The organism is Bacteroidota bacterium (assembly GCA_016718825.1).
In the GTDB taxonomy this organism is placed as follows: domain Bacteria; phylum Bacteroidota; class Bacteroidia; order J057; family JADKCL01; genus JADKCL01.
In genome coordinates this window covers 47,994-69,011 of sequence record JADKCL010000073.1, presented here as the reverse complement: position 1 = coordinate 69,011, position 21,018 = coordinate 47,994, and the positions used below count along the sequence as shown (strand labels likewise).

Genomic DNA, 21,018 nt, shown 5'->3' with positions numbered 1-21,018 from the left:
GCCAAATCGGGGCGAAATCACGCAACAGAAATTCGCTCAGAACCAAGCGCACTTCATTCAACCCAGGTCTCCAACATTCCCGAGATTCCTCGTAAATTCCACCAAATTCGGCATCATTGGGTACTTTTTCGGTCATCTACGATTTGTTTGCCAAGCGGCTCCGCTTGAGCAATCCATGGAATTACAAGGCTCCGGTGCTCGTAGCGGTGACTTATCTCATTTTGGCTTGGCAGAAGTTCGCCTTTCTGGATGCCCTTTTTGCTTTTGGATGGTCGCTTTGCACGATTATAGGCATTGCCGGTTTTGGATATTTGAGCAATGACCTCGGAGATCGGAAGGCAGATGCCAAGGCGGGAAAATCGAATTTGCTGATAGGCCTAAGCAGCATTCAAATTTCGGGTCTGTTGTTGCTTTTTCTTGGCTTGGCCATCGTTCCTTGGCTGGTTTATTTTCCCGTTACCACATTGACAGGTATCCTTTTGGTGCTGGAGTTCCTGCTATTTGTGCTGTATGTGCTTCCGCCTTTTCGGTTGAAGGAGCGGGGATTGCTCGGCGTCATCACGGATTCCTTGTATGCGCATGCCAATCCTGCGCTGTTGGCTAGCCTGACTTTTTTGGCTTTATCAAAGGCCGAAAACGCAACGATGCCCGTATTCGTGCCGGCCTTGGTAGCTTGGCAATTCTTCCTCGGATTGCGCAACATCCTGCTGCATCAGCTCAAGGATGCCAAAAATGACCGTATTTCCGGCATTCGTACGTTTGTGACCCAATATGGTGAGCTGCGGGTGAATCACTTGCTGTCCCAAGTTTTCGTTCCCTTGGAATTGCTGACTTGGCTCCTGTTTTTAGGTGCATTGACGCCTGTGACATGGCTTCCCTTACTCGGTTGGCCCTTGTATTTGCTCTGGCAATTTCCCAAACAAGGCCCTCACCGCGAACTGCGGCAATGGCTTTACGGTTATCTGGACGACTTCTACATACCGTATTTCCCGCTGCTCGTCTTGATTTCCCTTTGCTTTCAAGATTGGCGGATGATTTTTCTTGCCGTTTTTCATGTCATTCTGTTCAAAAGTGCGCTTTCGGAGACCAAACGGCGCGTATTTGCTTGGATTCGAAAGCCTTTATGAGCAGCAAGGAACCCCATATCGCAGTCGTTTCGATCAATCGGGACAAGTATTCGGAGACGTTTATCCAGAATGCGTTTGATGCCTTGCCCGGGCGAAAAACCTTGCTCTATGGCGGCTATCTGCCAACCCATTTCACCCATGATTGGCGAAGAGAAGGATCGGAAATTCCAGCTGCGAAGGCCGGGTTTTGGGTAAAAAAGCCCCAAAACGAGCAGGAAAAGCAGGAATACAACCTCCGAACTTGGCTTCGCGACCACAAGGTTGATTTGATTTTGGCCAATTACGGCCCCTCCGGCGTGGCCATGCTTCCGGTTTCCAAAGTCTTGAAGCTACCCCTTATCGTTCATTTTCATGGATATGACGCCTATCGTTCCGATATTTTGGAAGCTATGGCCGAGAATACCCGGCATTGTTTGCTGCCTGCAAGGCAGTCATCGCAGTCTCCGAAAACATGCAATGTCAGCTGATTTCCCTCGGCGCTCCTCCCGAAAAAGTGCACACATATATATATGGTGTCGAGGAATCCCGTTTTATGCAACAACCCATGCCCGATGGGCCAATGCAATTCGGGTTTGTGGGGCGCTTTGTGGAGAAAAAGTCGCCTTTATTGTTGATCGAAGCTTTTGCACGTGTGCATGCGCAACTACCCGAAGTGCGCCTGCGTTGTGTGGGCGATGGCGAATTGCTGGAAGCATCCAAGGCATTGGCAAAGCAATTGGGCTTGACGCATGCCATTGAATTCTTGGGCATTTTGCCTCCGAATGCGGTTGCGCAGTTCATTTCCCGTTGTCATGTCTTGCTGTTGCCTTCTCAAAGTCCGGCTTCGGGCGACTCGGAGGGTACGCCACTCGCGATTTTGGAGGCCGCGATGGCCGGTAGGCCTGTGGTGACCACCCGCCATGGCGGGATTGAAGCGGTCGTGACCGATCAAGTGACAGGCTTGCTGGTCCAGCCCGGCGATGTGGAAGGCTTTGCCGGCGCAATGTTGCAGCTTGCCACCGATCCGGAACAGGTCAAAAACCTGGGTCAAAACGCGGCAGAAAGGGCGCGGCGCGACTTCGGAAACAAAAGTTACCATCAAAAACTCATTGATTTGATTCGAAGGTGGAGCTCGTAAATCCAAATTGCCTAATTTGACCCTCGGATGGATGGAATGAAAAAAGCAATCGTTTTTGGTGCCGGTGGTTTTATCGGCTCGCATTTGGTGCGACGTCTCAAGGCAGAAGGCTATTGGGTCAGAGGGGTGGATTTGAAGCAACCGGCATTTTCCGCAACCGCCGCAGACGAATTTGTCGTGGGAGACCTGCGGGATCGGGCGTTGGTGGACAAGGTGATTGACCGCGGAATCGACGAATTGTACCAACTCGCCGCCGACATGGGCGGAGCGGGATACCTGTTTTCGGGTGACAATGATGCTGCTGTGATGCACAATTCGGCGCAGATCAATCTTCACACGGTGGAATTGGCTTTGGAACGCGGTGTGGGAAAGGTGTTTTTTTCGTCATCCGCCTGCATTTACCCCAAATACAATCAGCTCAACCCAGACGATCCCAAATGCGCAGAAGACTCTGCTTACCCGGCCGACCCCGATAGTGAATATGGCTGGGAAAAGCTTTTTGCGGAGCGGTTGTACTTGGCATTTCACAAAAACCATGGTTTGAACATCCGTTTGGCACGTTTTCACAATGTTTTTGGTCCAGAAGGCCCTTGGCAAGGTGGAAAGGAAAAGGCACCGGCCGCGCTTTGTCGCAAGGTCGCCGCAGGCAAAGATCAAATCGAAATCTGGGGCGATGGCCTTCAAACGCGTTCGTTTCTCTACATCGACGACTGCCTTGATGGTGTGCGCGCACTCATGCATAGCACGTTTATCGGTCCCGTAAACATCGGTTCCGAGGAGATGATTTCCATCAACGACTACGCCGGAATGATAGCTGATATCGCGGGAAAGTCGTTGAAAATCAACAATATTCCAGGTCCACAAGGCGTGCGTGGCCGCAATTCGGACAACAGGTTGGCATTGGAAAAAATTGGCTGGAACCCCAAGATGACCCTGCGCGAAGGTACCGAAAGGCTTTACCACTGGATCGTGGCCGAGATCGCCAAAACCTGAATCATTTGTTTTGATTCATGCTTACGCGATGCTGCAGCGGTAAGTCGCAATTTTAAATTGTGCCGCGCGTAAATCCCTCCATCACTTTGTTTATCAGTCAAAAATTCAAGATTTTAGGGGTCTATGCAGTCGCAGCCTTATTATTCGATCGTCGTCACCTCGCGCAACGATAGCCACGGTGGCAACATCATGAAGCGTATGCGCCTGTTTGTGAAAGGGTTGATTCATCAATCCAACAAATTTGGCCTACCCATCGAGCTCATTTTCGTCGAATGGAACCCCATTCCTGGGCAGCCGCGGTTGTTTGAAGTTTTGCCGAAGCCTGCGCCTGACGACAAATTGCGGACGCGTTTTATTACTGTTCCGCCTGAATTGCATGCGCGGTACAAGCGGGCCGAGGAAATTCCTTTGTTTCAAATGATCGCCAAAAATGTGGGTATTCGGCGTGCAAAGGGCCAATTTATCCTGGCTAGCAATGTCGATCTCCTTTTTTCGGATGCATTGTTTGCCAGAATGGCCGCTTGTGACCTTGATCCCAACAGCTTTTACCGTGCCAATCGCGTGGATATCCCCGACGGAATCGATGAAAATATGTCCTTTGAGGCGCAAATGGCCTATTCCAAGGCGCATGTCATTCGTGTGAATGGCTGGGATTCGCGGTTTCAATATGTCGATGTACGGGCGCATGGCATCAAGGAGCTTGGACCGATTTCACGTTGGATCACCGATCAGATCGGCAAAAGGCATCGCCGGAAGCAGCCCAAAAGCGAAGCCGAATATTATTTGCTGGACCGCAACGCTTGTGGTGATTTTACCATGATGCACCGCGATGCTTGGGAAAACATTGAGGGTTACGCCGAATTGGACCTTTATTCGATCCATGTGGATACGCTGGGCATTGTCGCGGCGAGGGCCTTGGGAATGCAGCAAGTCGTCTTTCCTGCAGATGCTTGCACATACCACATCGACCATCCAACAGGTTGGAGTTCAATGGGACCGATTGAAAAATTGAAGTTTCTGGAGGAACGTCCCGGGATTGATTTCGGAGTTTTGCAGGAAGTGACCTATTTTTTGCTGGAAAAACATCAGAAATTGGGCATCAATCCGCCGAATTGGGGTTTTGCGGATGAAAATTTGGAAGAAATTACCTTTTGAGATGGGGAATGCGGATTTGAAACATATTGGAGTCATCGGAATTGGCAAGTTGGGCCTCTGTTTTGCGCTCAATTTGGAGCGTGTTGGTTACCAAGTGACCGGTTTGGATACGAATGCCGAATATGTGGCGTCCATAAACGCAAAAACACTGACATCCTTTGAGCCGCAGGTCGAGGAATTGCTGTTTTCATCGCAAAATTTTGTGGCGACCACCGATTGGGATGCAGTTCTTGCGCCAGAAATCGAACTTCTCTTTATTGTCGTCGCTACGCCATCGATGCCTGATGCGGGATATGACCACACGCAAGTGGATGCTGTTTTGGAGCGTTTGGCTGCTGCCGGTCCGTCTGAAATTCAACGGCATCTTGTTGTGATGTGTACCACGATGCCCGGCTACTGCGACACGGTCGCTCCAAAAATGGCGGCACTCAACTATACACTGAGCTACAATCCCGAATTTATCGCACAAGGGACGATTATCCGGGATCAGCAACAGCCTGATCAAGTCCTGATTGGGGAAGGTTCGGCGGAAGCGGGGGATGCCATTGTCGAAGTTTACCGGCATATGTGCAAGAATACGCCCACATTTTGCCGCATGTCGCGCATCAGCGCGGAGATTGCCAAGCTCGCGACCAATTGTTTTTTGACCACCAAAATCTCCTTTGCGAATTCGATCGGGGATTTGGCCACCAATGTGGGAGGGGAGCCTGAGAAAATTTTGGCGGCGATCGGTGCCGACAAACGCATCGGTTCGCGCTACCTCGGCTATGGTTTTGGTTATGGTGGGCCCTGTTTCCCACGCGACAACCGGGCTTTGGCGATGTTTGGCAAACAAGCCGGATTCGAAGTCCTGCTCAGTCAAGCTACCGACGAAGTCAATCGCAGACATCTCGATTTTCAGTTTGAGCAGTATTGTACGCGTTATCCGCTTTCAGAAGAGATTGTATTTGAGTCGGTTACCTATAAGCCTGGCACAACGATACTGGAAGAATCCCAACAGCTTGCGCTTGCGCTCAGGCTCGCACAGGCCGGTCGCAAAGTACGCGTGCGTGATTTGAAGGCTGTCATTGCAGCCTTGCAACTTCTCTACGGGGATATTTTTGCCTACGAATCCATTGACGGTTAGGTATATGGCAGATACCCTTCCGCAACCCGCCATTGTCATTGCAGCCTGGAATCGGCCGCTCTCCTTGCAAAGGTTGTTGAAGGGACTCGACCATGGCCATTTTCCTGCAAATACCATTCTTCACATTTCGATCGACCATTTTGAGTATCCAGAAGTGGGCGATTTGGCAGATGAATTTGTCTGGAAGTTTGGTGAAAAGGTCGTCGAAAAGCACGCGGAACGCCTCGGTTTGCGGCAACATATCCTGCATTGCGGCGGATTGACGCAACGGTACGGCAGTATCATCTTGCTCGAGGACGATCTTGGGATTTCGCCCTTTGCCTACGCCTATGCGCAGAAAGCCTTGGATTATTTTGCAGAAGATGAGGCGGTTGCGGGCATTTCATTGTATTGCTATGCCGTCGCCGAATCCTGTTTGCAGCCGTTCCATCCCTGGATGGATCAATGGGACAACTGGTTTTTGCAATTGCCCAGCAGTTGGGGCGCAGCGTTTACCGCGGCACAATGGCAGGCATTTGAGAGCTGGTTGGGCGTTCATTTTCAGCAACTTCCGCAGCTTCCGGACTATATCCAGCAATGGACCGCCCAAAGTTGGAAAAAGTTGTTCGCCGCTTATTTGATCGTTACCAACAAATATTTTGCCTATCCGCGGTACGCTTTGACGACCAATTTTGAGGATTTTGGAGCACATGCCAATACCAAGGGTTTGTTTCAAGTTCCCTTGTTGATGGGAGATCGCGAATGGAATTTTGGTCGGATCGCGGATTCATTGGCTGTGTATGACGCACATTTTGAGCCAATTGCAGAAAATTTGAAGCGGATTGCGCCCGTCTTGGCGGGTTATGATTTTGCCGTGGACCTATTGGGACAGAAGTCTCGTCAATTCCTGGACAAGCCGTGGATGCTCACGCGGCGAAAAGGCGGAAAGGCAGCCATGAGTTTTGCTGCGAATGCACTTCCCTTGGAATTAAATTTCCATTTGAGAAGCGCAGGCGAGGATTTTCGGCTTGTTCCTTCCAATACCGAATTTGAAGGGGAGGACGAACTTCAGTTTGAATTCGGTTACTACCTCGGAGCATCCAAAACGCCGCTATTGCACCTTTCCGATCGTAGATTGCCCGCCATTTCGTTGATTGCCGTTGCTGATGGCCGCCATTCCGAACTCCTGACGTATATGCTGGAGGAGAATTTTCCGGGGAAGGAGCTGATTTTTGCCGTCGAACCGGGAAAAGTGCCGGAAGACGTATGGTTGGCCTACAAAAATGGTCAAATTCGGATGGTAGAATCAACGGAATCAGCATTCGGAGGCATCCATAAGGCAATTTTGACGGCAAGTGGGCAGTTGATTCAGCTTCTTTCCGCTGAATTTATCCCTGCAACCTCCAATTTGCACAAGATTGCGGAGATTTTCCGGCAATTTCCCGGGATGGATTGGCTTACGGGAATTCCTTTTGAGATGGAAGGCAGGTCGCTTTCACGTGTAATGGCTCCTTTGCGCTGGGATACGGCAAGATTTGAAGCTGCAACTGACCTTCAAATTGCGGAGTTTCTTCCAGCGCCGCTTCAAATCTTCCGAAGATCGCTTTGGATCAAGGCAATGGGAGACGCAACCACGCTGCAGGGGCAATTTCGGAAAATGGGCGCGATCGCCCTTCCGCAGATATGTGCTTTGGAAATCGGTCAATGGAGCCATGGGCGCAAGGCAGAATCGGACAGCACGTGGGGAAGCGGAAAAGTCAACCGTTCGCGTGCCTTTTACCATCGGCACATTCCCATTCTATGGAAGGTGCATCGGCGATGGAGCGATTACCGTCCTGTACTTCGCTATGATGCTGGACACGAAACTTGGTTTGAATTCGATTATTGAGGGTATTGGCAGTTTTTAGAATAGGCATTAGATTGGAAAAATGAAGGCAAGGTTCAAGCAATGGATGACCAATCACCCCGAAATCCTGTGGGGAATGTTGATTTTTGCGCTCGCCTTCGTGCAGTACGGCAACACCTTGACGCATGCCTATGTCTGGGACGACGACATCGTGGTGGTGTACAACAAGCGTGTGCAGCAAGGTTTTTCTGCCATTCCCAGTCATTTTGAATTCCGGAACCGCGAAAATTTTGAAGATTTTACGGGATACAGGCCGGTGACAATGAGCAGCTTTTCCATCGACATCGGGCTATTCGGGATGAATCCCAAAGGTTCGCATGCGATGAATGTGCTGCTTTTTGCCTTGCTCTGTGTGGTGTTGTACCGCACGCTCCGGCACCTATTTCCCAAATTCCATCCGGCATTCGCATTTTTTGTGACCTTGTTGTTTTTGGTTCATCCGATCCATGTCGAGGCCGTTGCCAACATCAAAAGCCGTGATGAAATCCTCTCACTGATGTTTGGTCTGTTGTCGTTGCAGTTTTTTGTGAAGCATTACCGCTCCGGAAAATGGCTCCAATTGCTGGGATCTGCCCTCTTCCTCTTGCTTGGGGCTCTGAGCAAGGAAGGTGCCTTGACATTTTTTGCGGTGATTCCACTCACGGTATTGTTGCTATTGGAAGGAACCAAAAGGCAAAAATTGATCGGGTTGGCGAAATTCCCGCTGATACTGTTGGTTTTGGTAGGTGTGTTTCTAGCCCTGACCGGAAAATTGCCGGGCTCCGCGAGTCCAGTCACCACGACCGCCTATATCGAAAGCAACAATCTCGGCAATTGCCTCGCTGTCAATCTCCCTAGCAAGTTTCAGCATGTCAGCAATTCCATGTTTCTGCTTGCAGAGAATGCGCGAAAGTTCTTCCTTCCCCATGATTTGGTCTATTTTTCCGGATTTGATGTCTATCCGGTGAAGTCCTGGAGCAAGGACTTTGTGGTGCTTGGAATTTCTATGTTGTTGCCGATATTGTTGATTCTAGGAACAGTTCTGTTTTGGAATCGATACCGGCCGCTGCTGTACGGGTGTTGGTTTTTCCTTTCTACCGTTGTCATCTACCTGCAATTGCCGTTTTTGATGCTCGCCGATACCATTGCAGACCGATTTATGTTTGCGCCGTCCCTTGGACTCTGCATCGCGACCATTTACGGTCTTTTTTTTCTGCTTCGAATTGATCCAAGTTCCAATCCGCTGATGGCCTTCAAAAAGGGAGCAGAAAAAATTGCTGCAAGCCTCAAGTCACGCGCCAAGGCGCTGAGCTTGGGAATTTTAGGCATTTCCCTCCTTTTTTCAGGCATGACTTTCAGCCGCAACCGCGTATGGAAGGACAATTTGACTTTGTTTTCCCACGATCTGCCCTTGCTGGAAAACTGCGCCCGTGCGCACTACTACTATGCCAGCGAGTTGGCCAAAGGCTATGAAACTGCCAAAGATCAAGCCAAGGCGAAGCAGGAAATCATCACGCATTACCGTCGAGCGATCGAGATTACACCACAGAGTTACTACGCTTACATTCGCCTCGCCGGATTGTACCAAAGTTGGGGCGACTACAAAGCCGCGGCTGCCCTTTGTACCGAAGGCTTGAGGCATTATCCCGGTCAAGCCGATATGTGGCATTCCAAAGGAATGTCTGAATATTATCTGGGAAACTACGCCGAGGCAGCCACCGCCCTCAACGAGTCAAGGCTTCGCGCACCTGAAATGGAGGACAATTGGGAGTTCCTTGCGCGCGCGCAGGAGCGCAATGGCCAATTTGATGCTGCATTGGCGACGTTGGAGGAGGCCCTGGGCCGCAATGCCAGCTATTTATTCTACTACGACGCCCTGAGTGATACCTATTTTGACAAAGGTGACACGACCCAATCTTTTCAACCCATCTTGACGCTTTTGGAAATGGATGGACAAAATCCGGTATGGTGGCGTAAGTTGATCGGCAGGTATCAATTGATCGGGGACAAGGCAGCTGCGGATCATTATTACCAGCTTTCGCAGTCCAAAGGAATCGTGTTGCAATAGGACAACGCGTTCAATTTCAGCCTAAACTAAAAACCAAAGGCCGCTCCAATGAAGCGGCCTTTGGTTTTGCGAGCGTACTAAATCTTATCGAATGATCACACGCTTGGAAACCACGGCATCGCCAACTTTGATTTTGGCAAAGTAAACGCCAGCGGCAGCACCTTGCAGGTTCACCATTTCGTCGCATTCGCCGGTACAACCTTCGACTTCTTTGGAATAAACCTCCTGTCCCAATTCATTGAATACATTCAAGAAGGCAGGTTCTTCGAGTCCTTGGAACCTTACCTTGAACAAGCCATCGTTGGGGTTTGGATAAACCGTGATCGACAAGTTGCTCGGCATGGAAATGCCGACGACACAATCAATGGTGATGGACTGCGTGGTCGTATCGGCCCCACAAGGTCCTGAAACCACCAAAGTGACGGTATAGGTACCGTTTCCTGAAGCCTGATAGCTGTAACTAGGGCTTGTTGTGGTGCTATTGGATCCATCTCCAAAGCTCCAGCTCCAGTTCACAGCATTTGTTGAATTGTCGTTGAACGTGATTTGAGGACAATTGGAAGTGTCGATCGAGAAGCCGGCGCCCGGTGTGACGAGTGCTGTGACGACCACATCATCTGAAGTGGAACAGCCGATTCCGTTGGTTACCGTGATGGTATACGTGCCATTTGCACTCACAGAAATGGATTGGGTTGTATCGCCCGTGCTCCATGCGTAGGTTTCCCCAGGCACACTTGGCACACCAATCGTGCTTGCATTGCCGTTGCAAAGTGTCAAATCCGGTCCCAAGCTTACAACGGGAGCGGTGACGGCAGTCAACTGTACAGTATCTGTTCCAAAGCATCCATTTCCATCCAACACTTCGACCCAGTACAAACCGGAAAGGTTGGTGCAAACAATGCGGGAAGTTGAACCATTGTTCCACTGATAGCTGTTCATGCCTGCGCCTGCATCCAAGCAGATCGAATCGCTGTCGCAGAATGTCGTATCGTTTCCAAGCGCGATGATGGGCAATGGATTGACGTTCACGTTGTATTGTGTACGCGTACTTGGGCACTGTGTGGTGCCATCGGTGACCTCAAGATAGACGACGAGTGCCGAAGCCAGGGGAGGTGAAGTGTAAGTTGGCCCACCCGCGATGGCATTGCCACCCGCAGGTGCGTCCCACCATACGTAGGAAGGGTTATTCGCAGTGCTGCTTCCAGTCAGGGTCACGGATTCACCATAACAAACCGCTTGATTGCCAGTAACTGTAGGTGGATTGGGCAAGGCACTGCGGGTAATCTCCATCGTATCTGATTTTGGAGGACAGGTGCCGTTGCTGATGGTCCAAGTCAAAACTGTGGTCCCCGTATTGATGGAGGTGATGGTTGAGTTGGGTGAATTGGGCGTGGTGACAACGCCTGATCCGCTCAAAATCGTCCATGTTCCTTGGCCGTAGGCTGGAATATTCCCCGTCAATGTCGTAAATGACTCACAGATGTCCTTGTCGGGACCGGCAAGGGCTGCCGGAGCCACCGCATCGCGCGTGAAGGTCACCGTGTCAGATGTGGAAAGGCAAACGCCATTCGTGATCGTCCAGACAAATGAGTTTGCACCGACACCGAGGCCAGTTACAGCGGAGTTGGGATTGGCGGCATTCGAAATGGCGCCCGTTCCGGCAATCAGTGTCCAGTTTCCAGCTCCGACGACTGCGGCATTGCCGCCGAGGGTTATCACAGAGTCACAAACTGATTGATCGGGGCCAGCATTGGCAACGGTAGGATCGACATCTCTGAAAATGACGACAGTATCCCTTGTAGATGTGCAAGGTCCGTTGCTGATCGTCCAAACCAAGGCAGTGCTTTGGCCAGGTGTCAAACCCGTAACAGCCGATGTCGGTGATGCTGGATTGGTAACGGTTCCAGTACCATTGACCACGGTCCAAGTACCTGTTCCAAACGCTGGATTGTTGGCAGCCAATGCGGTGCTACCTGCGCAAACCGTCTGATTTGCTCCTGCTGCCGCAGTACTTGGGGCATGGAAAACAGTGATTTGCTGCGTGGTGGAAACATATCCGAAAGAATAGGTAATGGTATAGTTCTGGTTGTTGCCTCCAGGGACAGGCGCAGTGAAAACGGTTCCTGAAACTCCTGTACCCGAGAAAACGCCAGCGCTTCCTGAATTTGGCAATGCGCCTGTCACCGCTGCAGGGGTGGCAGTCAATGCGCGTGTTTGACCTTGGCAAAGACTCGTGGATGAGGATGTGATGGACAAGTTGTTGTTTTGCTGCACTGTGATCGTGATCGAGGAAGATCCGCCAGGCTGACAGGAGTATTGACGTACATCGACGCGGGCATAGTCAGTAAAGTTAGGCACCATCGAGCAGGAGGCCGTCAATCCACCGCAAAGTGGGCCACTGTCGTCATCATAGGCAAAAGGTCCCGTAGTGGCATTGCCTTCAAAGATGTTGATCTGCGTATCAAAAGGTGCTCCGCACGTGCTAACCGTATAGCAACCTCCCGCCAGAACAGGCATTCTGAAATACTCCCCCGGGCTGTATGGGCTCACTGAAAGTGGTGCCGCTCCATTGGAAGGCACGATTTCGCCGCGGTAGAAATTGCTGCGAACGCATCCAGACTGTCCTCCCAGTTGCGTATTCACGCATAATTGCGCCGATAAATTTTCGGGAACTGCAATCCATAGAAGGGCAAAAAGCAGAACAAATTGAACTGAGTAAAGGGCTTTTCTCATAATCCTTTTGGCAAAGTGAATTGACTTTAGAAGCTAGCTGATGTTCTTAAAACGAATCACAAATTATGATTTTTGTTTGAAAGGGCCAAGCAATGTGCCTTCAAATGGCATTTTATCAATTCTTAAGAGGATTTTTTGTGGAACGCTTTACATTTCTATTTCCATCCGCTATATTTGCAGTCCAATTTTTTCCGCTCCAAATTATTGGGCGGTGCTACTTGGCGAGGTAGCTCAGATGGTTAGAGCGCAGGATTCATAACCCTGAGGTCGAGAGTTCGATTCTCTCCTTCGCTACGAAATGTCGGTCTTCGGATCGACATTTTTGTTTTGCGGGTCGAGCGATTGATGCTCCTTCGCTACGAAATGTCGGTCTTCGGATCGACTTTTTTTTGCACGAAGCGGTCTTCGGATCGACTTTTTTGTTTTCGCAAGGTTCATATCCGCTTTTGGATTTCCCCGGCAGATGGGTCAAAAATTCCCTACAGCCGCCATGAACAAGCCCAACATTGCCAAGACGATCACCGCTGAAAGGCAGATTCCAACGATTCCGCAGACCCTGCCAGCCTTCAAATTGCTGTAGGAAGACGACGAGTATTTGGTCGGATTCTGCTTGTAGAGCCTTTCCGGACGTCCCGCCAAAGCCACGGCAATGATGCCCAAGATCAGGCCCACGATGCCGTAACAAAAGGATCCGATGATCGACAATATTCCCAAAACCAGGACGGCGGTGGAATCAGGCAAGTTCTCAGACCATGAGCTTCCCGCGTTGGAATTGGTATTCTGATTGCCGCTGTAGTTGTTGTTTCTGCCACTGAAATGGTCATCCACAAAGGGGTCGCGCACCACTTTGCTTTCAAATGGATCTTCGAAGGGGGTTTCGTTATTTGGACTTTCTGCCATGATGTTGAGTGTAGAGTAGGAAGGAGCAAATCAATACATTTTGAAGGCATAGTTGACGAAAATCGCGACGCAAGTCACTGTTAGAGAAGCCACAAGAGCGGGCATTCGGAAACGGGACTTTGTTTTCAATGCGACGAGCAAAACGATCAGGGTCACCAAAAAAGGAATCAACGGCGGATAATCATGCCAGGATTCGGCAAAATCACCCTGCAGCAACGCAAAAAACGCACGTTGGAAACCACAACCCGGACAGTCAATGCCCAACCCAGCCTTCACAGGACAAGGGAGCATCCAACCATTCGAGAAATTTGCCATCGTTACCATGCTTGTGCAATTTCTCTATTTTTGGGAAAAACGACAAGATGAAACGTTGGATAAGTCTCGGATTCCTTTTTGCCCTGATCGGATGCACTTTTCTTCCTGCCCAAATGCCCTTCCAAAGTCAGGCAAAGGCCATTCAGCCGGATACGACCTTTGACAATGTGCTGGTCAAGCGCATCTTTGGTGACGACAAGGCCTCCGGATTCGTCATTTGGATCAAGCAGCGGGTGCCCGCGCATTACCATGCTGCCCACAGCGAAACCGTGATGATCCTGGAAGGCAAGGCCGAAATGACCCTGGGCGACCAACGACTTTCCATCAGGAAGGGCGACATTTTTTTCATTCCCAAGGGAACAGCACATTCCGTGAAGGTCAAAAAGGGCATCCTCAAGGTGCTTTCCATTCAAGCACCCGAGTTTGACGGAACGGACCGCGTGATGGTCAAAGAAAATTAGCGAATGTGCTTTTCGCCGTTGGCGATGATGTTGTCGTGCATCCAGCTGCGGCCGCGAAGTTCGTCGTATTGCTTGTCTTCCAGCTTCTTGACGGCAAATCGCTTGAAAGTCACGTCGCCTTCGGGGCTTTTCTTCTCCTCGATGTCCAAGCTGAAACAATCCTTGGTATCCTTGACCGCAGCCAAAAATTCGTCGGCTTTTACTTTTTCCGCATAGATCGCCGAACCGGGGTAGGGGGCGTGGTTGCCGAATGTATTCTTCATGGCACCACCACGGCTGTCGAGGTAGACGTCGCCGCCAAACCACATTTTTTCGCCTTCACCATTCTCGCCGACGATGCTGTAGTTGGTGCCATCGCTTTTGAGCCAGAGCAACATGCCCTCGGAAAGTACATATTTTCCCCAGCGTTTGGCGGTTTTGGTGTTCTTGAATTTCTTGACGACGATGGTCGGGTTGCTGTAGCTACCGGCGAGCACTTGGTCGATTTCGAAGGTGAACGTTGTCGTTTCGAGCATCTTGATCTTACCTGTGACGACGACGTCAGAAGCGGCATTCAGCTCAAAGACTTCCATTTTGGCGGTCTGTGACATGCCAAAGGTCCAAGAAACCAAGGCAAAAAGGGCGAGGAAAATCGTCTTTTTCATGTGTAGAATTGGAAATGAGATGCGAATTTATGAATTGAGACCGCGGTTGCAAAATCTGGGCCAATTTCTCGCGTGCATCACACTCAAATGCACGGGATTTGCCACCCGTGGACAAAATGAGGCCTGAATCAAGCCATTTGACAATCGTTGCAGGATTGGATTTCGTTCCGTGCGCTTTTCCGCATTAATTTGGGGGATGCGTATGTGTTGGAAGCCAATTTCTCGCGTAGATGCAATGCCCTGGTTTTGGGCCGGATTGCTCTTGGGAGGTTTGGCTTTGCTGACCACGGTGGCGGGCTACGATGGCCTCTACGGACAGGATGCGTACGCGCACCTGAATTATGCCATTGATATTCAGGAGTTTTGGCGAAGCGGAACGCCGTTGGGCAGCTATCAATGGCCGCGCTTGTATGCCTTTTTGGGAGCACTTTGGCCTTGGGGCGATCCGCGGTGCTGGATGCAATTCCTGTCGATGGCGGGAGCTGCATTGACCTTGGCGATGTTGATCAAAATTTTGCAACGGTCGCTTCCGGAGGCCCGATGGGTTCCCGCCTTGACCTTCTCCTTTGTCGGATTGTCGCCATTGTTGGTGCGTAACAGCTTGTCTGTCATGGCGGATGCACCTGCGTTGGGCGTGATGACGGCTGCGCTTTGGCTGGGAATGCAGTATCAAGAAAGCGGCAAGCCGCTCAAATTGCTCGGTGCAGCCCTGCTTGCCGGTGCTGCCATTCTGCTGCGTTATCCCGTGGCACTCGCCTTGTTCTTTCCCGTCCTCAGCTGGCTTTGGTCGGCAATTCGGCGAAGGGATTTGTCGGGATTGTCTTTGTTTCTACCCGTGATGATGGTGGCGGCGCTGCCGCAATTGTTGTTGCCCGAGGCCGCGGGAGAAGGTCTTTCGCAGCCGTTTCAGCATCAGCATTTTATTCAATGGACGCCTACCAACTATTTCGGACGGGATTTTGTCCAAAAAGATGGGCACAATGTGTACCCGATCTTCAATTTGGCTGCAGTGTTGGGTATTTTCTGGCATCCTCGTTATCTTGGACTGGGGTTGCTGGGTGTATTGGGGTGGTTTTTTCGAAGAAATGCCAGTGTACAACCCATGTTTTGGATTGCATGTGGCGCAATCGTGGTCAATGTCCTCTTTTTGGCCGGAATTCCATTCCAGAACCCGCGGTTTCTGTTGCCCATTCTGCCTTTTGTGGCGATTTTGTTGGCTACAAGTTGGGATTTTGGCTTTCAGCGCCTGTTTCCATCCCGTCGAATGCAGCAAATTGCCTTTTTGGGGATTTTGACCGTCCAAGTCGGGCTCTGTTTGTGGTCGAGCAAATTGCCATTCGCCGTCAGTGCCAATGAAAAAATGATTGCCGCTGATTTGAAAGCCATTCCCAACCAAGGTCAGCGCCTCTACGAATTGAGTTTTGAAGCCATGCTCAAAGCCCGCAATGTACCGCTTCAGGAAGTAAATATGTGGTACGGGCCACTCGAGCCGCCGCAAAAGGGTGATTTGGTCCTTTTTAACCTCAAGGCCTTCGAAGGGCAGTTTAAAGGGATGTGGCCGATGAAAAATTGGGAAATGCTCGGGCAAAACCATACGTTGCGCGTTCAACAAGAGTGGAAGGAGGGCTGGAAACTGTATGTCATCGACTAAACACATCGTTTTTGTCACCCCAGGATTCGCGAAAAGCGAATCCGACAGCGTCTGCACGCCTTACCTGCAGGACTATTTCCGCGCATTGAAGTCTGCGCGACCTGATTGGCGGATTTCCATCGTCGCGATGCAATATCCTTACCAAAAGGGCAGTTACACGTGGGAGGGGATCACCGTGCAGGCGATCGGCGGCAAAAACAGAAGGCTTTCCAAACCTTGGGTTTGGAAGCGGACCGCGAAGGCGATTCAATCCTTGCACAACGTGCAACCGATCGACGTGATGCACAGTTTCTGGCTCACGGAAGCAACGCAAGTCGCAAGTAAAGTGGCTTCCAAGCTCGGAATTCAACATTTTGCTTCAGCAATGGGGCAGGATGTCGGAACCAAAAACCGGCAGTTGAAACGGCTGCCCTTCGACAAAATGAAGGTCATCGCCATCAGTGAATTCAATGCGGAACTGGTCAAAAAGGCAATTGGCCGGGAGGCGGATGCGATGATTCCCTTTGCGGTCGCTGAGGCCGACATTGACCGCACAAACAATGCCGATCGCCCCATCGATGTGCTTGTAGTGGGAAGTTTGATCCCTGTGAAGCGTTACGAAAGGATTTTGCGGATCGTGAAGATGGTCAGTGAGTTACATCCGAATATCCACGTTGAAGTCATCGGTTCAGGTCCCGAACGCGCCAAAATGGAGCGCTTGGCGGCTGCGTTGGGCATTCAAGACAAGGTTCAATTTCTGGGAGAATTGCCGCGTGCGGCGGTATTGGCCAAAATGAGTCAAGCCAAGGTTTTCCTGCATGCAAGTGCCATGGAAGGGACGGGCTTGGTGCTTTTGGAGGCACTCGGGCGCGGCGCGCACGTGGTCACGTCAGCCGTAGGCGTGGGCGCGAGCCTGCCCGCGAGCGTCGCTGCCGACAAGTCGGCCGTGTCGGATGCGACCTTTGTCTTGTATGAGGCAACGTTGAATTTTTTGAAACATCCCGTGGATGCACAACCCCGCGTCCCGTTTCCGATGGCTAAAATGGTCGCCGATCACCTTCAATGCTACGGAATCGATGCTTAAACGGCTGCTGAATGTCGGCTGGAGCGCGGCGCTGAACATGTTGCCGACGCTCACCAACTTGGTGGCAGCTTGGCTTATCCTTCGCCTTGCCGGCGATGGCATTTGGGGCGAATTTGTAGCTATTCAATTGTTGATCGGGCTCGGGCTGCATGTCATGGCTTGGGGAAACCGCGACTATTTGATGCGGGTATTTTCAGTCGAAAAGGACAATCCTGTTGAGGTTTGGCGCCAAGTTTTATTCAGCCGCGGCGTCATGCTTTTCATGGCAATGCCCGTTTTTTTGCTGACGTATCCATCGCAGACAGCTGTTTTGCTGTTGCTCTGGCTATTTTTTGGATTTTTGCGCCAATCCTTTGATGTCGTGCTCACATTCCGGAGGGAATTTGCCTTCGGAGCCCTCACAGAATTGGCATCGAGCCTGTTTTTGTTGGGTTGGATCTACGTGGATGCTGAAAAGTCGACGGTTGAATCCTTGATCATGGGTTCGATGTTGGCACAATCCGTCCGTTTGCTGCCTTTTTTGCTTCGATATGGTGGTGAATTTCTTCTGGGTGCTGTTCCCAAGATTCGATTTGGGTATTTTCAGTTGGCATTGCCGTTTTTTTTGCTCGGATTTGCAGGGTTGCTGATCATGCGGCTGGATTTGTATTGTTTGTTGGCGAATGCGGGGCCTGGAAAAGCAATTTCGAAGGCCGAAATCGGCCATTACCAAGTTTGGACCGGATTGCTGATCTATTTGCAGAGTTTTTCAGCCTTCATTCTCCTGCCGCTGATGAAATTTGTGTACCGCCTTCCGCTTCGATCGATTTGGAAACTGGCCTTCCGCATGGGACTTTGGGGAATGTTGGCCGCCGCAGCAGGATTGCCGGTTGTTTGGCTGCTGCTCACTTATTGGTATCAAATTCCGATGCCGCTGGAAATGTTCGGCTTGGCCATACCTTATATAGTGGTGGTGTATTTCATGGCGCCTTTGGTTTTGTACCTTTACAAACGGCAATGCCAACAGCAGGTTTTGATGGCCAATGGCGCCGCCATTTTGCTCAATTTTGGTTTCAGCATTTTGTTGATTCCGCGTTGGGGTATCTTTGGGGCCATGGTTGCCGGCGTTGCCGGGCAAATGCTGTTGATCGCTTTGGTTGTAGCTTTTGTGCAGCGTTACGGGAAGCAACGATAACTTTTCATCGGATGGTCAAAAAGACATTCAGGAAACTCAATATCCACCTTCGGCCGCAGAAACTTGCTTTCGGGCCCAAATGGATTGTGTTGGGCGTGAACAACATCTGCAACATGAGCTGCAAGATGTGTGATGTTGGTGTGGGCTATGAGGGCAGCAATTTTTACGCGAATCTCATGGGTGCAAAGCCGATCAACATGCCCATGGAACTCGCAGAACGCATTTTCCAGCAAACGGCCTTGCATTTTCCCGGCACCAAAATCGGCTACGCCTTTACTGAACCCATCATTTATCCGCATCTCGTGGAATCCTTGGCCGTTGCAGACCGGTTGGGACTCTATACGTCGATCACCACCAACGCGCTCAAGCTCAGAAACTTGGCAGCGGAACTCGCGGAAGCGGGCCTGGATGACATTTTCATTTCGCTGGATGGCCCTGCCGATGTGCACAATGAAATTCGCGGCAACAAAAAGTCGTTTGAATGGGCCGTCGAAGGAATGGAAAAGGTCTTCGCTTTGCCTGGACGAAAGCCCAAAATCTCCATTTACTGCACCATTACCGAATGGAACATTGGGCGATTGCGTGAGTTTATGGGCTATTTCAAGGGCATGCCCTTGGCCGCGATGGGCTTTATGCACACCAATTTCGTCCCGAACGATGTCGCCGATCGTCACAATGCGGTGTATGCGGGAAAATATCCCGCTACCGCGAGCAACATGGAGTTGATCGACATCTCCAAAATGGATTTGCCGCTGTTGTGGGAGGAAATCAATGGCATCAAGGCCATGGACAAGTCATTTCCCGTTTCATTCTCCCCGAATTTCAAGGATTTTGCCGCGATGGAACATTATTACAGCAAGCCTGGCGAGATCATCGGGAAGATCTGCAACGATGCTTTTCAAATGATGATGATCAAAAGTGACGGCACCGTGATTCCTGCCCACGGGCGCTGCTATCAACATACTGTCGGCAATCTGTACACTGAAAACCTTGCCGAAATCTGGAATTCCGCTGCTTTCGGGACCTTCCGAAAGGACTTGATGACGGCTGGAGGATTGCTTCCTGCCTGCGCGAGATGTTGTTCGGCGTTTTGATTTGCCCGCTTTTCGCTTTTCTTTTGTACCGTGAGTAAAGTCATCCTCTTCAACCCGCGTTCTGCCAATTCCAAGCATCGGATACCCAATTCGGTGTTGCAGGTCGCTGCTTCCATCGATGCGGAGCGGGAATGGGTAATCGTGGACGGCAACCGCGAGGTCGATCCTTGGCCCAAAATCAAAGCGCTGCTGGAAACTGGCGAATACGGCTATTTTGGCTCCACGGTGATGCCCGGACCGCAATTGCGGCAGGCCATTCCGATCTCACGGGACATTCGGCGGCTTTTTCCATCGGTCAAAATTATCTGGGGTGGCTACTTCGCTTCGAATCAAAATGCCTCCGTTCTGGCATCGGGTTACGTCGATTTTGTGATCAATGGCCCGGGCGACGTCGCATTCCCCGAATTGCTGCGCTGCATTGAATCCGGCGGCGAGCCTTCCTTGATTCCCAACCTGATTTATCTCCGTGACGGCATGCCATTTCAGACCCACAAGGGCGCGCTGCTCGACATGGACACCTTGCCGCCCTTGCCTTACGAAAAGCTGGGGACGATGTATGACATGAAGGGCTACCTGCCTAAGACATGGTTTGGGAATCAGACGATTGCCTACCATGCCAGTTTCGGATGCCCGTTTACCTGCTCATTTTGCGCCGTTGTTCCGATCTACAACGCCAAGTGGAAGGGCCGTTCTGCGAAGGGGATTTACAACGATATCCTCCGTTTCCGGGAGCGGTTTGGCGGGGATTCGATTGAGTTTCATGACAATAACTTCTTCACTTCCCGCAAACGCACCGTCGAATTTGCGCAATTGATGCTGAACGAAGGCATGGTTTGGTGGGGCGAAGGCCGCATTGACACCATGGACAAATACAGCGACGAAGACCTCGCGCTCATGCGCGCTTCCGGCTGCAAAATGATTTTCTTCGGCGCTGAAACAGGCAACGACGAAATTCTGGCCCAAATGGACAAAGGTGGAACCCAAACCGCCGCCCAGATCAAGGAATTCGCTGCCCGCCTCGGCAGGCTCGACATCGTCCCCGAATATTCATTCGTACTTGGGATGCCCGCCGCAACTCCGGAATTGGTGATGAAGCAAATTGACGACGACATTGCCTTCATTCGCACGATCAAGGAAATCAACCCGCAGGCGGAGATCATCATTTATGTCTACAGCCCCGTGCCGACCGAAGGTTCAGAACTCTATGAGCAGGTCAAGGCAGCAGGTTTTGACTTTCCGGAGCGCCTTGAAGACTGGTTGATGCCGGCTTGGGAAAAGTTTGACCTGCGCAAAAATCCGCTGACACCTTGGTTGACGGCGGCGATGGTGGACAAGATCAAAAACTTTGAAACGGTGTTGCATGCGCGTTATCCGAGCAATTCAGATACCAAGCTCACGCGTTTTCAGCGCCGCACGATGCACCTGTTGGCAGGTCCGCGCTACCGCACGGGCGTATACACCTTGCCCTATGAGTTGAAGGTATTGCAAAAATTCTGGCTGCGCTACCGTCAGCCGGAAATCGAGGGCTTCTGA

18 protein-coding genes and 1 tRNA gene are annotated in these 21,018 nt (G+C 51.0%); 15 read left to right on the top strand and 4 right to left on the bottom strand.

The window, feature by feature from the left end; all coding sequences use genetic code 11:
- Positions 1-116 precede the first annotated feature (116 nt).
- The 8 genes from IPN95_31975 (at position 117) to IPN95_31940 (ending at position 9,450) form a co-directional block, all read left to right on the top strand.
- Entirely contained in the window at positions 117-1,127 is a 1,011-nt protein-coding gene (locus IPN95_31975) for a UbiA family prenyltransferase (GenBank protein MBK9453933.1), read from the top strand.
- Entirely contained in the window at positions 1,124-1,594 is a 471-nt protein-coding gene (locus tag IPN95_31970) for a hypothetical protein (GenBank protein MBK9453932.1), read from the top strand. Before IPN95_31975 ends, IPN95_31970 begins: the two co-directional genes overlap by 4 nt.
- Entirely contained in the window at positions 1,579-2,244 is a 666-nt protein-coding gene (locus tag IPN95_31965) for a glycosyltransferase (GenBank protein ID MBK9453931.1), read from the top strand. Before IPN95_31970 ends, IPN95_31965 begins: the two co-directional genes overlap by 16 nt.
- A gap of 36 nt (positions 2,245-2,280) precedes the next feature.
- Positions 2,281-3,237 carry an NAD-dependent epimerase/dehydratase family protein gene (locus IPN95_31960; protein ID MBK9453930.1) on the top strand — a complete coding sequence of 319 codons (957 nt, stop codon included), beginning with the start codon at positions 2,281-2,283 and terminating at the stop codon, positions 3,235-3,237.
- A gap of 123 nt (positions 3,238-3,360) precedes the next feature.
- Entirely contained in the window at positions 3,361-4,392 is a 1,032-nt protein-coding gene (locus tag IPN95_31955) for a hypothetical protein (protein ID MBK9453929.1), read from the top strand.
- Positions 4,364-5,518: a UDP-glucose/GDP-mannose dehydrogenase family protein gene (locus IPN95_31950; protein MBK9453928.1), complete on the top strand. Its 1,155-nt coding sequence runs from the start codon at positions 4,364-4,366 to the stop codon at positions 5,516-5,518. The genes IPN95_31955 and IPN95_31950 overlap by 29 nt, the downstream gene beginning before the upstream one ends.
- A 4-nt stretch (positions 5,519-5,522) precedes the next feature.
- The gene (locus IPN95_31945; protein MBK9453927.1) at positions 5,523-7,385 is read left to right on the top strand and encodes a hypothetical protein; all 1,863 of its coding nucleotides are present in this window, start codon (positions 5,523-5,525) and stop codon (positions 7,383-7,385) included.
- A gap of 40 nt (positions 7,386-7,425) precedes the next feature.
- Complete coding sequence (locus tag IPN95_31940; GenBank protein MBK9453926.1) at positions 7,426-9,450, top strand: tetratricopeptide repeat protein; 2,025 nt, start codon at positions 7,426-7,428, stop codon at positions 9,448-9,450.
- Between the two features lie 84 nt (positions 9,451-9,534).
- Here the strand turns inward: IPN95_31940 and IPN95_31935 are convergent, their stop codons facing one another.
- Positions 9,535-12,093 carry a T9SS type A sorting domain-containing protein gene (locus tag IPN95_31935; GenBank protein MBK9453925.1) on the bottom strand — a complete coding sequence of 853 codons (2,559 nt, stop codon included), beginning with the start codon at positions 12,091-12,093 and terminating at the stop codon, positions 9,535-9,537.
- Between the two features lie 310 nt (positions 12,094-12,403).
- Between IPN95_31935 and IPN95_31930 the strand changes: the two genes are divergently transcribed.
- Positions 12,404-12,477 (top strand) — tRNA-Met (locus IPN95_31930).
- 174 nt (positions 12,478-12,651) lie between these two features.
- On the opposite strand, the gene IPN95_31925 is transcribed toward IPN95_31930, so the two are convergent.
- Both IPN95_31925 and IPN95_31920 read right to left on the bottom strand, forming a co-directional pair.
- Entirely contained in the window at positions 12,652-12,924 is a 273-nt protein-coding gene (locus tag IPN95_31925; protein MBK9453924.1) for a hypothetical protein, read from the bottom strand.
- 189 nt (positions 12,925-13,113) lie between these two features.
- Positions 13,114-13,398 carry a DUF2752 domain-containing protein gene (locus IPN95_31920; protein MBK9453923.1) on the bottom strand — a complete coding sequence of 95 codons (285 nt, stop codon included), beginning with the start codon at positions 13,396-13,398 and terminating at the stop codon, positions 13,114-13,116.
- Positions 13,399-13,445: 47 nt separating this feature from the next.
- Between IPN95_31920 and IPN95_31915 the strand changes: the two genes are divergently transcribed.
- Positions 13,446-13,859 (top strand): cupin domain-containing protein, encoded by a 414-nt coding sequence (locus IPN95_31915; GenBank protein MBK9453922.1) that lies wholly within the window; start codon positions 13,446-13,448, stop codon positions 13,857-13,859.
- Here IPN95_31915 and IPN95_31910 read toward each other — a convergent pair.
- The gene (locus tag IPN95_31910) at positions 13,856-14,503 is read right to left on the bottom strand and encodes a hypothetical protein (protein MBK9453921.1); all 648 of its coding nucleotides are present in this window, start codon (positions 14,501-14,503) and stop codon (positions 13,856-13,858) included. The two genes, IPN95_31915 and IPN95_31910, sit on opposite strands and share 4 nt — an antisense overlap.
- Before the next feature lie 235 nt (positions 14,504-14,738).
- On the opposite strand from IPN95_31910, the gene IPN95_31905 reads away from it, so the two are divergent.
- From IPN95_31905 to IPN95_31885, 5 genes are read left to right on the top strand one after another with little or no spacing between them, the layout of a single operon-like run.
- Positions 14,739-16,154 carry a glycosyltransferase family 39 protein gene (locus IPN95_31905; protein MBK9453920.1) on the top strand — a complete coding sequence of 472 codons (1,416 nt, stop codon included), beginning with the start codon at positions 14,739-14,741 and terminating at the stop codon, positions 16,152-16,154.
- Positions 16,141-17,217, top strand: a complete 1,077-nt coding sequence (locus IPN95_31900; GenBank protein ID MBK9453919.1) for a glycosyltransferase — start codon at positions 16,141-16,143, stop codon at positions 17,215-17,217. Before IPN95_31905 ends, IPN95_31900 begins: the two co-directional genes overlap by 14 nt.
- A complete protein-coding gene (locus IPN95_31895; GenBank protein ID MBK9453918.1) occupies positions 17,210-18,391 on the top strand; it encodes a polysaccharide biosynthesis C-terminal domain-containing protein in 1,182 nt (393 codons plus the stop codon). Before IPN95_31900 ends, IPN95_31895 begins: the two co-directional genes overlap by 8 nt.
- An 11-nt stretch (positions 18,392-18,402) precedes the next feature.
- The gene (locus tag IPN95_31890; GenBank protein ID MBK9453917.1) at positions 18,403-19,485 is read left to right on the top strand and encodes a radical SAM protein; all 1,083 of its coding nucleotides are present in this window, start codon (positions 18,403-18,405) and stop codon (positions 19,483-19,485) included.
- Between the two features lie 30 nt (positions 19,486-19,515).
- Positions 19,516-21,018: a B12-binding domain-containing radical SAM protein gene (locus IPN95_31885; GenBank protein ID MBK9453916.1), complete on the top strand. Its 1,503-nt coding sequence runs from the start codon at positions 19,516-19,518 to the stop codon at positions 21,016-21,018.

What these genes read in the sequence shown, in the direction of transcription:
- IPN95_31970 (MBK9453932.1), top strand. Translation starts at nt 1,124, where the DNA reads ATGAGCAGCAAGGAACCCCATATCGCAGTCGTTTCGATCAATCGGGAC.
- IPN95_31950 (MBK9453928.1), top strand. Translation starts at nt 4,364, where the DNA reads ATGAAAATTTGGAAGAAATTACCTTTTGAGATGGGGAATGCGGATTTG.
- IPN95_31910 (MBK9453921.1), bottom strand. Translation starts at nt 14,503, where the DNA reads ATGAAAAAGACGATTTTCCTCGCCCTTTTTGCCTTGGTTTCTTGGACC.
- IPN95_31915 (MBK9453922.1), top strand. Translation starts at nt 13,446, where the DNA reads ATGAAACGTTGGATAAGTCTCGGATTCCTTTTTGCCCTGATCGGATGC.
- IPN95_31960 (MBK9453930.1), top strand. Translation starts at nt 2,281, where the DNA reads ATGAAAAAAGCAATCGTTTTTGGTGCCGGTGGTTTTATCGGCTCGCAT.
- IPN95_31945 (MBK9453927.1), top strand. Translation starts at nt 5,523, where the DNA reads ATGGCAGATACCCTTCCGCAACCCGCCATTGTCATTGCAGCCTGGAAT.
- IPN95_31905 (MBK9453920.1), top strand. Translation starts at nt 14,739, where the DNA reads ATGCCCTGGTTTTGGGCCGGATTGCTCTTGGGAGGTTTGGCTTTGCTG.
- IPN95_31890 (MBK9453917.1), top strand. Translation starts at nt 18,403, where the DNA reads ATGGTCAAAAAGACATTCAGGAAACTCAATATCCACCTTCGGCCGCAG.
- IPN95_31940 (MBK9453926.1), top strand. Translation starts at nt 7,426, where the DNA reads ATGAAGGCAAGGTTCAAGCAATGGATGACCAATCACCCCGAAATCCTG.
- IPN95_31965 (MBK9453931.1), top strand. Translation starts at nt 1,579, where the DNA reads ATGCAATGTCAGCTGATTTCCCTCGGCGCTCCTCCCGAAAAAGTGCAC.
- IPN95_31920 (MBK9453923.1), bottom strand. Translation starts at nt 13,398, where the DNA reads ATGGCAAATTTCTCGAATGGTTGGATGCTCCCTTGTCCTGTGAAGGCT.
- IPN95_31895 (MBK9453918.1), top strand. Translation starts at nt 17,210, where the DNA reads ATGCTTAAACGGCTGCTGAATGTCGGCTGGAGCGCGGCGCTGAACATG.
- IPN95_31955 (MBK9453929.1), top strand. Translation starts at nt 3,361, where the DNA reads ATGCAGTCGCAGCCTTATTATTCGATCGTCGTCACCTCGCGCAACGAT.
- IPN95_31900 (MBK9453919.1), top strand. Translation starts at nt 16,141, where the DNA reads ATGTCATCGACTAAACACATCGTTTTTGTCACCCCAGGATTCGCGAAA.